General features: G+C 58.9%; 15 protein-coding genes. 10 read left to right on the top strand and 5 right to left on the bottom strand.

Translation table 11 applies throughout. The features are described 5' to 3' along the window. The first annotated feature begins 12 nt into the window (after positions 1-12). Both mobA and DKB71_RS25115 read left to right on the top strand, forming a co-directional pair. Positions 13-615: a molybdenum cofactor guanylyltransferase MobA gene (gene mobA, locus DKB71_RS25110; protein ID WP_408598133.1), complete on the top strand. Its 603-nt coding sequence runs from the start codon at positions 13-15 to the stop codon at positions 613-615. 77 nt (positions 616-692) lie between these two features. Beyond that, positions 693-914, top strand: a complete 222-nt coding sequence (locus DKB71_RS25115) for a YgdI/YgdR family lipoprotein (RefSeq protein ID WP_274073101.1) — start codon at positions 693-695, stop codon at positions 912-914. A gap of 77 nt (positions 915-991) precedes the next feature. Here DKB71_RS25115 and DKB71_RS25120 read toward each other — a convergent pair whose 3' ends face one another. From DKB71_RS25120 to DKB71_RS25140, 5 genes are all read right to left on the bottom strand, one after another. After that, on the bottom strand, positions 992-1,270 hold the full coding sequence (locus DKB71_RS25120; protein ID WP_408598135.1) for a hypothetical protein: 279 nt from the start codon (positions 1,268-1,270) through the stop codon (positions 992-994). A 100-nt stretch (positions 1,271-1,370) separates the two neighbouring features. After that, on the bottom strand, positions 1,371-2,261 hold the full coding sequence (locus DKB71_RS25125) for a pseudouridine synthase (protein ID WP_408598137.1): 891 nt from the start codon (positions 2,259-2,261) through the stop codon (positions 1,371-1,373). A gap of 71 nt (positions 2,262-2,332) precedes the next feature. After that, a complete protein-coding gene (locus DKB71_RS25130) occupies positions 2,333-2,641 on the bottom strand; it encodes a transcriptional regulator (protein WP_274073098.1) in 309 nt (102 codons plus the stop codon). Between the two features lie 171 nt (positions 2,642-2,812). Next, positions 2,813-3,049 (bottom strand): glutaredoxin family protein, encoded by a 237-nt coding sequence (locus DKB71_RS25135; RefSeq protein ID WP_102700819.1) that lies wholly within the window; start codon positions 3,047-3,049, stop codon positions 2,813-2,815. A gap of 72 nt (positions 3,050-3,121) precedes the next feature. Then, entirely contained in the window at positions 3,122-4,330 is a 1,209-nt protein-coding gene (locus DKB71_RS25140) for an ammonium transporter (RefSeq protein WP_408598140.1), read from the bottom strand. 327 nt (positions 4,331-4,657) lie between these two features. Between DKB71_RS25140 and DKB71_RS25145 the strand changes: the two genes are divergently transcribed. From DKB71_RS25145 to DKB71_RS25180, 8 genes are all read left to right on the top strand, one after another. Further along, positions 4,658-4,972: a YqjD family protein gene (locus DKB71_RS25145; protein ID WP_008055105.1), complete on the top strand. Its 315-nt coding sequence runs from the start codon at positions 4,658-4,660 to the stop codon at positions 4,970-4,972. Positions 4,973-4,974: 2 nt separating this feature from the next. Then, on the top strand, positions 4,975-5,364 hold the full coding sequence (locus tag DKB71_RS25150; RefSeq protein ID WP_274073096.1) for a phage holin family protein: 390 nt from the start codon (positions 4,975-4,977) through the stop codon (positions 5,362-5,364). Then, positions 5,361-5,705, top strand: a complete 345-nt coding sequence (locus DKB71_RS25155; RefSeq protein WP_274073095.1) for a hypothetical protein — start codon at positions 5,361-5,363, stop codon at positions 5,703-5,705. The genes DKB71_RS25150 and DKB71_RS25155 overlap by 4 nt, the downstream gene beginning before the upstream one ends. A 129-nt stretch (positions 5,706-5,834) precedes the next feature. Then, complete coding sequence (locus DKB71_RS25160) at positions 5,835-6,998, top strand: EAL domain-containing protein (protein ID WP_323607047.1); 1,164 nt, start codon at positions 5,835-5,837, stop codon at positions 6,996-6,998. Between the two features lie 68 nt (positions 6,999-7,066). After that, positions 7,067-8,395 carry a deoxyguanosinetriphosphate triphosphohydrolase gene (locus tag DKB71_RS25165; RefSeq protein ID WP_323607045.1) on the top strand — a complete coding sequence of 443 codons (1,329 nt, stop codon included), beginning with the start codon at positions 7,067-7,069 and terminating at the stop codon, positions 8,393-8,395. A 178-nt stretch (positions 8,396-8,573) separates the two neighbouring features. Next, a complete protein-coding gene (locus DKB71_RS25170; protein ID WP_406591573.1) occupies positions 8,574-8,996 on the top strand; it encodes a response regulator in 423 nt (140 codons plus the stop codon). 206 nt (positions 8,997-9,202) lie between these two features. Continuing rightward, on the top strand, positions 9,203-9,829 hold the full coding sequence (locus DKB71_RS25175) for a response regulator transcription factor (protein WP_274073047.1): 627 nt from the start codon (positions 9,203-9,205) through the stop codon (positions 9,827-9,829). A gap of 8 nt (positions 9,830-9,837) precedes the next feature. Beyond that, entirely contained in the window at positions 9,838-13,497 is a 3,660-nt protein-coding gene (locus DKB71_RS25180) for a transporter substrate-binding domain-containing protein (RefSeq protein ID WP_408598144.1), read from the top strand. The last annotated feature ends 27 nt before the right edge of the window (positions 13,498-13,524 follow it).

The following is a 13,524-nucleotide window of genomic DNA, read 5'->3' on the forward strand; positions in this document are numbered from 1 at the left end:
TGGAGGCCTGCCATGACTTCGAACCCAGCGTTGCCACCCTGCTCCATTTTGCTCCTGGCAGGCGGCCGCGGCCAGCGCATGGGCGGCCAGGACAAGGGATTGCTGGAATGGCACGGCGAGCCGTTGATTGCACATCTGCATCGCAAGACACGTGCGCTGAGCGATGACCTGATCATCTCGTGCAACCGGAACCTGGAAAAGTACGCGCCCTACGCCGATCAATTGGTCCATGACGACGAAGGCGATTTTCCGGGGCCATTGGCGGGCATTCGTGCCGGTCTCAGAGCGGCCCGTCACAATCATCTGCTAGTCTTGCCATGTGATGTCCCGCGCATTGACCAGGCACTGCTCAGCAGCATGCGCGAAGCCGCCAGCCAGCATCCGGACAAACCCTTGATGCTGCGCCATGACGGCCACTGGGAGCCGTTGCTGTGCATTATTCCAGTGGCACTGCGCGCTGATTTCGAAACGGCCTGGAAGGAGGGTGAACGTAGCCCGGGTCGACTGATGCGCCAGCTGGGTGCTACTGCGTTGCAGTGCCCCGACAACGATCCGCGCCTGGCAAACCTCAACACGCCCGAACTGTTAAGTACGTCAGACACTGTGTCAGACTGAGTACCAAGGAACTTGCGCGCGCTGTTTACGTCTCAAGCCCAGCAACCAAAAGAATTCATTTTTTCGGAGACACTTCCATGACTCAACGGACCCTGGCCACTTTCATGCTTGCACTGGGCCTCGCTACCCTCGCCGGTTGCGCATCGCCCACTGTGATCACCTTGAATGACGGTCGCGAAATCCAGGCCGTCGACACGCCAAACTACGACCAGGATTCGGGCTTCTACGAATTCGAACAGCTGGATGGCAAGCAGACCCGCATCAACAAGGATCAGGTTCGTACCGTCAAAGAGTTGTAATCTTCGCGGCGACTACCGGATACATGAAAATGCCCCGACTGGTCGGGGCATTTTTATTCGCCTCTGGAAAACCCTCGCTAAGGGTTCGGCTCATTGTTCAGTTTATCCACGCGTGCCAGTGCCTGCGTGGCCTCGGTGATGCATTTCTTGTCGTCGTTGGCGGCCCGGGCCGATTCAGCGCTGGCCTGCATCCGCTTGATTTCCATGGTGGTGTTTTCGGACGTGGCCGGCAGGCTGGTGACCTTGTCCTTGAGCTCCTGGAGCTTGATGGTGCACAGGTCGCTGTCTGCGGCGAATACGGGAGAGGCCAACAGGGCGGCGCAAATCAACATTCCGGCGAAAACCGTGCGTTTCATGAATATCTCCTTGCATGGGAGGTATCGAACGCCACAGGCGTGGCGCCTGATCAAAAGACTGCAGGCCTGGGCATAAATTCGATTTTTTTGAATGCCCTGCTCACCACAGCAACGTGATTGCGCTCTCGAACTCCCGGCCCTCACCCGTCACCGGGTCTACAAATTTCAGCCCCTGGGCCAGCAGTTTCAGCGGGTTGGCATAGTCATCTTCCACGTCCTTGAGCACCCGGGGATAAAACGGGTCGTTGCAAATGCTGGCGCCCAGGGCGGTCATGTGCACCCGCAACTGATGTTTCTTGCCCGTCACCGGATAAAGCCCATAGCGCCAGAGGTCGCCGTTCTTTTCCCGGACTTCCACAGCCGTCTCGGTGTTGCTGGCGCCCGGCCCTTCCTGCATGCGAAAGAACGGCTCGCCATCGATGAGTCGGCTCTTGTGCACCAGTGGAAACGTCAGGTCAGGTAATGCCCGGGCGATAGCCTCGTAGCGCTTTTCGATCTGCCGCGAAGGAAACAGCGACTGATACGCCGAACGGCTCTGCGGGTTGGCGGAAAACAGCACCAGACCCGCGGTATGCCGGTCGATGCGATGCAAGGGCACCAGGTGCGGGTTGTCCAGGCGACGGATAAGGCGACGCAACAAGGTCTGTTCGACGTACTCACCCGCCGGGGTTACGGGTAGAAAATGCGGCTTGTCCGCCACCACCAGATGCTCATCTGCGTACAGGATCGACTCGACCACCGGGATCGGTTTTTCGTCAGGCACTTCGCGAAAATAGTGAATCCGCAAGCCTTCCCTGTAAGGCAGGTCAAGGGCAATGGGCGCGCCCTGCCCATCGAGGACGCGACCGCGAGCGATTCTGTCCAGCCATTGTTCACGACTGATGGCGCTGAAGTGCTCGCACAGGCAATCGAAAACGGTCTGCCACGGGCCAGGCGGCAGGTACAGCGTGCTGGCCTGGCTGTGTGCAGCAGAAAATGCTGAAGTGGACATACAAAAGCTCTTACCTTGAATGCAGAGCGGCATTATCCAACAGCAGCGCAAACGAACCTAGCGCAGAATCCTCACGCCGGTATCTGCGCCGCCTCGGTGTACTCCTTGAGCCAGCGCAGCACGTCGACCGCCTCCCAGCGACCCGGGTCATACAGTGCATACAACAAACCCTGATAACCCACGACATCCAGCTGGCGGTGAAAGCCCGCGCGCTGGAACAAGGCTTCGATTTCGGCAAAGCAGGTATTGAAATGCAGCTTGTTGAAGGGCGTTTTTCCTTCCGTCACCAGGCCGTCCAGGCGCAATTCGGCGACGGCTTCGCGTACCACATCCACCGACATGCGATTAACGCTGCTTTTCAATTGTTCGACATTGACCACGACTCATCCCCCCTCACGCCCGGAGTTGCCCCGCTCAACGCCAAAAATCAACGGCAGCAGGACAGCAATCCGGATAACTGTATGCGCATACAGTATCCGAATAGCGTCGATTAAGCCAAGGGGATCGGCTCTAAAGTTCGACGGGCGGAACCTGTCCACCCACAAATCCGTTTAACCCAGGAAGGCAACCACTTCGTCGGCACTGAAGGGCCAACCCAGTTCCGCGCCGGTATCGACCCGACGCAACACCGGGATGCGCAGGCTGTAGGCGGCGAACCAGGATTCGTCGTCAGCGATGTCCACCAGTTCCACCAGCAGGCCACGCTCGACAAACTCCATCAACATGGCTTCGGCCACTTCACAGAGATGACACCCGAGAGTGCCGAACAGCTGACATTCAGGAAGCATGAGCGCTCTACCAAGAAATTGAGTGCTTATTCTAGGCCCGCCCTGAAATGTCGTCGAGCCAATGAACCACGGCTAATCCTGGCTGACGGCGCCGATCTTGTGCACCGACAAGTCCGCGCCGTAATACTCTTCTTCCTGGCTCAGGCGCAAACCATGGAATGCCTTGATCACGCCATACACCGCAAAACCACCGGCCAGCGCCACCACCACACCCAGTGCCGTGCCGATCAACTGGCTGACGATGCTCACACCACCCAACCCGCCCAAGGCCGCCTGGCCGAAGATACCGCAGGCTATCCCGCCCCAGACGCCACACAGACCATGCAGCGGCCACACGCCCAGCACGTCATCGATATGCCATTTGCCTTGTGCGGCCGTAAAGCACCAGACAAACAGCGCCCCGGCAATGGCACCGGTGACCAGCGCACCCACCGGATGCATCAGGTCGGAGCCAGCACAGATTGCCACCAGACCGGCCAGCGGCCCGTTGTGCAGAAAGCCCGGGTCATTGCGCCCGACGATCAGCGCCGCCATCGTGCCGCCGACCATGGCCATCAACGAGTTCACCGCAACCAGCCCGCTGACCCCTTGCAGGGTTTGCGCACTCATCACGTTGAAGCCGAACCAGCCGACAATGAGAATCCACGAGCCCAACGCCAGGAACGGAATGCTCGACGGCGCGAACGCCACCAGCCGCCCTTCGCGATAACGCCCATCGCGTGGCCCAAGCAACAGCACCGCCGCCAGCGCCAGCCAACCGCCCATGGCGTGAACGACAACGGAACCGGCGAAATCATGGAAGCTGGCGCCAAAGCGCTCCAGCAGCCAGGCCTGCAGACCCAGGTTGCCGTTCCAGATCATGCCCTCGAAGAAGGGATAGATGAACGCCACAATCAACGCTGTCGCGCACAATTGCGGAACGAACCGGGCACGCTCGGCGATGCCCCCGGAAATGATCGCCGGGATCGCCGCGGCAAAGGTCAGCAGGAAGAAAAACTTCACCAGGCCATAGCCGTGATCGGCGTTGATCACGGCCGCCGGTTGCATAAAGGTGACGCCGTAGGAAATCCAATAGCCTATAAAGAAGTAAGCCAGTGTGGAAACGGCGAAGTCGCTGAGGATTTTCGACAGGGCATTGACCTGGTTTTTTTGCCGGACCGTCCCGACTTCCAGGAACGCGAAGCCGGCGTGCATGGCCAACACCATGACCGCACCGATCAGGATGAACAATGTATTGGAGCTATGGACCAGGGTGTCCACAGCGCTTTGCAGATTTTCCATGGATTTGGCAGACCTTAAGGCTGAAAAAAAGCACCAAAGCAGTTCGCGCGGGCAATCCATGCACCAAGTTGAGACTTGTCGAATCGAACAGGTCTCTCCCGATGAACCGTTTTGAAGCACAGGGTTCATCAAGGCCAATCACGACCGGGACATTTGCGCGGGTTTTGATTGTTTGAGTTAAGGTTTTACTGGAATCTTGCCCAGCAACAGCGCAACGGCGCGAGCCGACGCACCACGACACAGCAAAAGTTGTACCAGTCATTTGTACTGAACCTTCGCACAAGGCTCATACTCGAACGATTCAGACGCCACTTATGGAGATCACCAATGGCCAGCATCAAGGCAAAGACTGCTCAAGAAATCCTGATGAGCGATTTTCAGACACTGGTCAGCGATACCGAACGGTTGCTGGAACACACCGCCTCCCTGGCCGGTGACCAGGCCGATGAATTGCGCGACCAGATCCACGACAGTCTGCTGCGTGCAAGGGAAACCCTGAAACTGACCGAAGACTCCCTGCGCGAACGCGGCAAGGCTGCCGTGACCGCCACCGAGGACTATGTCCAGGCCAACCCATGGCAATCGGTCGGTATTGCCGCCGGCGTGGGTTTCCTCATTGGCTTGCTGGCAACCCGGCGCTGATCATGGCGATCGATGAAATCGGCTCGTCCGGGACGGGCGCCAGTTCCTCACCGCGACGCCTCGGCGCCGCCGTTCTTGGGTTGCTGCACAGTCACGTCGAACTGTTCGGTATCGAATTGCAGGAGCAAAAGGCCCGCACCGTAAGCCTGTTGCTGTTTGCCGGCCTGGCACTGGTGTTCGCGTTATTGTTGTTGGTTGGGCTGTCGACACTGGTGTTGATCGTGTTCTGGGACACCTATCGCCTGCCCGCCATCATCTCACTGTGCGTGTTCTACACCCTTGCCTGCGTGTTCTGCGGGATACGCCTGAGAGCGGCAATCTTCGATGAATCCTCGCCCTTCCATGGCACTCTGGAAGAACTGGCCAATGATCGGGAGCGCCTGCTGCCATGAACCTGCCTGAACTGCCTCGAAACAGCTCACGCACGGAAATGCGCAAGGCACTGATCCGCCTGCGCATGGAAATGCATCGCCAGGAAATCCGCCACGAATCCGGGCAACTGCTGCAACCCCTGCATCGGCTGCGTGGCATGGGCCAGAACCTGCACGATGGGTTCGGCATCAAGCATGCACCGCTGTGGGGCGTGGCGGCCGTCACCCTGCTGGGCTTCCTGACCGGCAAGGGTACCCGCAGCGGCGCAGGCCTCGGCAGCCTGACCCGGCTGATCCGCCTCGGCACCACGCTGGGGCCTCTGGTCAAGCTGGTCATGCAAGGCTCTTCGCGTAAACACTGACCCTGTCAGTATCTGGCTACATTCTTGCAGTAACCGCAGGATCGAACCTCTCTATCGAGGGGTTCGATCCTGCGCGCCTACCCGGTGACCAGGCTTTATCCAACAACAAGATCCATCCAAGGAGGCCTTGTGATCGACGGGCAACCGCTCGCCTGCTTTCAGCCGTTCATCGATACCGCCACCGGCCGTATCGCCGGCGTGGAAGCCCTGGGTCGACTGCGTCAGGCCGACGGCCAACTCGCCTCGGTGGGGCCGCTGTTCGCCGACCCCCGCACCAACGCCGTCGCCCTGCGTCGCCTCGACCGTCAGCTGCGCGATAACGCCCTGAGTCGCCTGCACGAAGCGCCTGGCGACTGGTTTCTCAGCCTGAACATTTCCCCCCGCTGGATCAGCCGCCTGCGCCCGGACCAACCCTTGCCAAGTCTTGGTCAGCTGCAAAAGCACGGAATAGATCCGCAGCGCATCGTTTTCGAAATTACCGAACTGGGTGGCGACATCCAGCGCCTGGCACAGGTAGTGGCGCGTTACCGGCAAGCCGGCGCACGCATTGCCATCGATGATTTCGGCGCCGGCTACTCCCAGCTCGATCGGGTACTGGCGCTGCAGCCAGACATCCTCAAACTCGACATGCGCCTGTTCCAGGCAGCCGCGTTGGGCGGCCCCAGCAGTGACGTGGTCAAGGCGCTGGCACAAATGGCGGAAAAAACCGGGTGCTGGATCATTGCCGAAGGCGTGGAAACCGAAGCGCAACTGAATTTTGCCCTGGAGTGCGGCTCACGTTATGTCCAGGGGTTTCTGTTTGCCCGGGCACAAGCGGATTTCTTTGCCGCCGATGCCTTCGTCGAGCGCTTTGCCCACCTGCGCCAGCGCTATGTGCAGCAGAAGTTGGCCGAACGCGGTCGCCTGATGATCATGCGCCAACAACTGGGCGAACTGATGGCGATCCTGCAGCACTGGGCACAGACTTGCGCGCCCCTGAGTGCCCTGCCACAACTGGATGCCTTTCCCTGGCTGCTGCGTTTCTATCAGTGCGACCGTCACGGCACGCAGTTGACGCCCAACCTGGAATGGCGCAACAACGGCTGGGTCGCCGACAACCGCTACCTGGGCCATAACTGGTCCTGGCGCCCGTATTTCTATCACCTGCTGGCGCAGGGTTGTGAGGAGCCGCAGCTGACCCTCTCCAACACCTACCGCGACGCCACCAGCAATCAGTACTGCCTCACCGCCGGACAATTTTTCGACAACGGCGAACGCCTGCTGCTCATCGATATCGACGCGGTCGGGCTGTAGTGACGCTTGCAGGCAGCGTTGCGAACCGGGAAGCTAGCCGATCAGTCCCCTGACGGAGCGAACCAGCCTTGGATTGGCCTACCCTGCTTACCCGCGAACGCCTCGGAAAGCCCCTGCACAGCCCGGAAGAACTCGGCCGCAGTCCTTTTCACAAAGACCATGACCGCATCATTTTCTCGGGGGCGTTCCGCCGTCTGGGGCGCAAGACCCAGGTTCATCCCGTGCACAGCAACGACCATATCCACACGCGCCTGACCCATTCGCTGGAAGTCAGTTGCGTCGGCCGCTCACTGGGCATGCGCGTCGGCGAAACCATCCGCGGCGCCCTGCCCGACTGGTGTGATCCCAGTGACCTGGGGATGGTGGTGCAATCGGCCTGCCTGGCCCATGACATTGGCAATCCACCCTTCGGCCATTCCGGCGAAGACGCGATCCGGCACTGGTTCCAGCAGGCCGCGGGGCGCGGCTGGCTGGACGCGATGAGCGAAGCGCAACGCAATGACTTCCTCAACTTCGAAGGCAACGCCCAGGGCTTTCGGGTCCTGACCCAGCTTGAATATCACCAGTTCGACGGCGGAACCCGGCTGACCTATGCCACCCTGGGCACTTACCTGAAGTATCCATGGACGGCCAGGCACGCCGACTCGCTGGGGTACAAGAAACACAAGTTCGGTTGCTACCAGAGCGAACTGCCGCTGCTGGAGCAGATCGCGCAAAAACTTGGCCTGCCGCAACTGGAGGAGCAGCGCTGGGCGCGCCATCCGCTGGTGTACCTGATGGAGGCCGCCGATGACATCTGCTACGCCTTGATCGACCTCGAAGACGGCCTGGAAATGGACTTGCTGGAGTATGCCGAAGTCGAGTCGCTGTTACTGGACCTGGTGGGCGACGATCTGCCGCAAACCTATCGCCTGCTCGGCCCGCAGGATTCGCGGCGGCGCAAACTGGCGATCCTGCGCGGCAAGGCCATCGAACACCTGACCAATGCCGCGGCCCGCGCCTTTGTCGAGCAGCAGGATGCGCTGTTGGCCGGCACCCTGGCGGGTGACCTGGTGGAGCACATGCACGGCCCGGCCAAACGCTGCGTGCTCAATGCCAAGGACATGGCGCGGCAGAAGATCTTCCAGGACAAGCGCAAGACCCTGCATGAGATCGGTGCCTATACCACCCTGGAAATTCTGCTCAATGCTTTCTGCGGTGCGGCACTGGAGCAGCACAACGGTCGAACGCCGTCCTTCAAGAGCCGGCGGGTGCTCGACCTGCTGGGCAACAATGCACCCGATCCGAACGGCCCTCTGCACAACTCGTTCCTGCGCATGATTGATTTCATCGCCGGCATGACCGACAGCTACGCCAGCCACATGGCCCTGGAAATGACCGGTCGTTCCAGCCACTGACGACAAGCGATAGATCAGCCATTACCCCCTCGGTAATGGCCGATCAGTCCTGAAAATCCAAAAACATTCAAGCAACACCGAATCCCCCTACAACGCCTGTCGAGTGCACTGATCGAATGCGCGGCGGCTGTCGGGAAACAATCACGCCTATCGTTCCGACAGAAGAAGCGTGAACACCATGATCAACGACAATCTGCGCATCATGCTGGTGGAGGACCATCCGTTTCAGCTCAGGGCCACCCAATGTCTGCTCGAGAGTTACGGCTTCACCCACTTGACCACCAGCGATTGTGCCAGGAGCGCCTTGCACCACATGCTCAGCGCCGAGCAGCCCTTCGACATCCTGTTATGCGACCAATGCCTGCCCGACGTTTGCGGCATCGACCTGATATCAATCGCCAGCCACCAGGGGCTGATCAAGCAGGCCATACTTTTAAGCAGCCTGACATCCAATGAACTGGGCGAACTTGAAAATCTGGCCCTCGTCAATGGACTGCCATTACTTGGCTGCTTGATCAAACCATTAAAACAGTGCGAGCTGAGATACTTATTGAAACTGATACCGTCACCCTGCAACCAAGCGCCTTTAAAAAGTGTGTAACCCCCATATCACCACCCTGCTCCCAATAACTAAACAGCAACATCTTTTGTGGCAACTTACCAAAAAATACCGGTTGACACGTAATCCATTTCCTTTTCGCATGTAGGAACATTCCTATATTGCTACGACAGACCCGTCAGTTCATACGTCCCCCTAACTATCTGAGCTAAGGTGCGCGCTTTATCCGAGCTCGCAGGGATTTGATTATGAACTCCGTTTTTATTGTCGACGATCATCCTGTCATCCGCCTTGCCGTTCGCATGTTGCTGGAACACGAGGGCTACAAGGTCGTCGGTGAAACCGATAATGGTGTCGATGCCATGCAGATGGTGCGTGAATGCATGCCTGACCTGGTCATCCTCGATATCAGCATTCCCAAACTGGATGGCCTGGAAGTGCTTGCCCGTTTCAACGCAATGAGTACACCCCTGAGAATCCTGGTATTGACTGCACAATGCCCGACATTATTCGGTATCCGCTGCATGCAATCCGGTGCCTCGGGTTATGTATGCAAACAGGAAGATCTAAGTGAGCTGGTGAGCGCCATCAAAGCGGTACTGTCCGGTTATAACTACTTTCCCAGTGAAGCCTTGAACCCTGCCCGTGGTGACGAAGCGCGGTGCGCCGAACTTGAACTGTTCAAGTCAGTCAATGACCGGGAACTCATGGTATTGCAACTTTTTGCCCAGGGTCGCAGTAACAAGGAAATCGCCAAAGGCATGTTCCTGAGTAACAAGACCGTCAGCACTTATAAAAAACGACTCATGCAGAAACTCAAGGCCAAATCCCTGGTTGAACTCATCGAGATGGCAAAACGTAACGCGTTAGTGTGAGGCACAGAATGCCCAGCCGCTTGAAGGACTATCTGCTGATCATGTCCACGGGCTTGTGCCTGTGCACCGAGCTGTACGCCGCGCAGGAGCATGAACAATACGCCTTGCTCAGTCGTTCAGCGCCCCTGCACCTGGAAGTCCAGCTGGATCAATCACAACGACAATGGGTCGAGGGTAAACGTGAGCTGATCCTCGGCACCTCGGCACCCGACTACCCCCCTTTCGACCTGACCAGCAGCGGCCGTGAATATGAAGGGTTTACCGCCGACTACGCGGGCATACTCGGCGAGGCCCTCGGCCTGCCCGTCAAGGTTCAACGCTTCGCCTCCCGGGGAGCGGCGATCGAAGCGCTCGAAAAAGGCGAGGTCGACCTGCTGGGCACCGCCAACGGATTCGAAGCGAACAATGACGACATCGCGCTTTCCACACCCTATGCGGTCGATCAACCGGTGCTGGTGACACGTGAAGGCGAAACCCGGCCGCTCAATGATGGCCTGGCCGGTTTGCGGCTCAGCATGGTGTATCACTACCTGCCCCTGGAGGAGGTCAAGGCCCTTTACCCGCAGGCAATCATCGACGCCTACCCGTCCTACCAGAACGCGATCAATGCAGTGGCTTTCGGCCAGGCCGATGTTTTTCTCGGCGACACCATTTCAACCCATTACATGATCAACAAGGGTTATCTGAACAACATTCGCATGGCCAGTTTCGGCAAGCACGAAGCCCATGGTTTCAGCTTTGCCGTGCACAGGAACAATCCTCAACTGCTCGCCATCATCAATACGACGCTCATGGCCATCCCCGCCAGCGAACGGGAAAACATCGCCAAACGCTGGAGCGCCGGGAGCGATATCCTGCTCACCGATCAAAAACTGCAGCTCAGTTACAGTGAGGAGCGCTGGCTGGCGCAACATCCAGTGGTCCGGGTGGTCGTCAATGAGGCCTATGCGCCGCTGACGTTTTTTGACAGTGCCGGTAACTTTCGCGGGATTGCCGCGGATTTGCTTGAGCTGATCAGATTGCGCACCGGCCTGCGCTTCGACATTCAGCGCAGCCGTAGCGACAGCGACATGATCAAGCGAATCAACACCGATCAAGCCGATCTGATCGCCGCGATGCTCCCTAGTGCACAACGGGATACCTTGCTGAACTTTACCCGCCCGTACCTGCAGAACTCCTATGTCCTGCTGACACGCAAGGCGCACGACAGTCCGACAAACCTTGCACAGCTCAAGAACAAAAGCCTGGCCATTGCCAGCGGCAACCCGCTTATGGACTATCTGCGCAGCGAGTTCCCGCAGATCAGGTTGATCCAGACCCCGGACGCGTTCAGCGCCGTGGAAATGCTCGCCGAAGGCCGGGTTGAAGGAGCGGTGAATTCACTGGTGATCGCCAACTACTTCATCGCCTCGCAACTGTTCGAAACCGAGTTGCAAATCAGCACCACCATAGGCACCCAGCAGGCGGCGTTCTCCCTGGCAACGGGGCGCGAGGCCAAGGAACTCAATGACATCCTCAACAAGGCACTGTTGAGCATCGCGCCGCAGGAGCTGGGCGTCATCAACAGTCGCTGGCGCGGCTATTCGGCCTCCTCGCAAAACACCTGGCGCCAATATCAGCGGGTGTTCTATCAGATCGTGATCGGCGCCGGCTTGCTGTTGCTGATCTCCGTGACCTGGAACGCCTACATGCGGCGCCAGATCAACCAGCGCAAGGCGGCCGAACGAGCGCTGAACGATCAGTTCGAGTTCATGCGTTCACTGGTCAACGGCACACCTCACCCGATCTATGTGCGTGATCGTCAAGGACTGCTGCAAAGTTGCAACGACAGCTACCTGCGCGCCTTTAACGCAAAACGCGAAGACGTGATCGGCAAAAGCGTGATCCAGGGCACCATGAGCAACGCCTTCGAAGCGCGCGAGTACCAGGCCGATTACCAGCGTGTGGTGGCCGAAGGCACGCCGATGATCCTTGACCGTGCGCTGCACATTGGTGGTCGCCGATTGACCATCTATCACTGGATTCTTCCCTACCGCGACTCGAGCGGTGAGGTGCAAGGCATCATTGGCGGCTGGATCGATATCAGCGAACGGCGGCAGTTGTTCGATGACCTGCGGTGCGCCAAAGAGCGCGCCGACGAAGCCAACCGGGCCAAAAGCACGTTCCTGGCCACCATGAGTCATGAAATCCGCACCCCGATGAATGCCGTCATCGGCATGCTCGAACTGACGCTCAAGCGCATCGAACAACACCACCCGGATCGTCCCGCCATTGATGTGGCGTACCACTCGGCAAAGGACCTGCTGGAACTGATCGGGGACATTCTCGATATTGCCCGCATCGAGTCCGGGCACCTGAGCCTGAACCCGGAACGGGTCAACCCGGAGGAAATCGTGGCGTCGGTGGCGCGTATCTTCGATGGGCTGGCCCGGCAAAAGGGACTCGAGTTGCAACTGCAATTCAACCCGGCCAATCCGGCTATCGACGTGTTGCTCGATCCCCTGCGCTTCAAGCAGGTGTTGTCGAACCTGGTCAGCAATGCCATCAAGTTTACCGAGCACGGCCAGGTCAGGATTATTGTGACCCTGGACCTGAGCAACGAGGCTGACCGGGCGCACATGCTGTTGCTGGTCGAAGACAGCGGCCCGGGGATCAGTCATGAGGATCAGCAACGCCTGTTCGAACCTTTCGCTCAAGCCGCCAATACCGGGCAGTCGGCACGGGGCGGTGCCGGGCTTGGACTGGTGATCAGTCGCAGCCTGTGCGAAATGATGAACGGCAGCCTGCAGTTGAGCAGCCAGCCGGGCGTCGGTACCCGGGTAAGGATTTCGTTGCCGTTATCCACACTGCCTCGCGACTCCAGGGCGCAAACCGCCGAGCCTCCCATCTACTGCGCCACAATCCCTTTGAATGTGCTGGTGGTCGACGACCACGCGGCCAATCGCTTGCTGATGTGCCAGCAGCTTGAGTTCCTGGGTCATCGATTCAGCGTCGCGGCGGACGGCCAGGCTGGATTGGACGCATGGAAATCCGCCGCCTTCGACCTGGTGGTCGCCGATTGCAACATGCCAGTCATGAATGGGTATGAACTGGCCCAGGCCATTCGTCGACACGAACGACACACTCAACAGCCGCGCTGCACCCTCCTGGGCTTTACCGCCAACGCTCAGCCGGAAGAAGTTCAACGCTGCAAACAGGCCGGGATGGACGACTGCCTGTTCAAGCCCCTGTCCCTGGCCGCCTTGAGTCAATGGGTCACGGGCATCAAGGGAATAAAGGAAATCAAGCCCAGGGTCGTGGCCCCGGCCTTCAGCCTGCAAGGCTTGCATTTGTTGACGGGGGGTGACCCGGCGCTGGACCTGCGCCTGCTGACCGAACTGTTGAACAGCAACCGCCTGGATCGACAGGAACTGCTGGCACTGTCCGACACCCCGGACCCGCAGGCCTTTCTCGACATAGCCCATAAAATCAAGGGCGCCGCCCGAATCGTTCAGGCCACCCGGTTGATCGACAGCTGCGAGGCGCTCGAAGCCACCTGCCATGAGCGCTTCTCCCCTGAGAACGTTGCCAAATACTGCGACGCCGTGGAGCGTGCCCTGCTCGAACTGGAACAGGCATTGCTGCAACAAATCGGACAAAACGACAAAGGCACAATACCCGAGCCTTAACTATGCTTGGACCCGGAGCAGTGTGTT

This window comes from Pseudomonas sp. PLMAX (assembly GCF_046042685.1).
Classification (GTDB): Bacteria; Pseudomonadota; Gammaproteobacteria; order Pseudomonadales; family Pseudomonadaceae; genus Aquipseudomonas; species Aquipseudomonas putida_AE.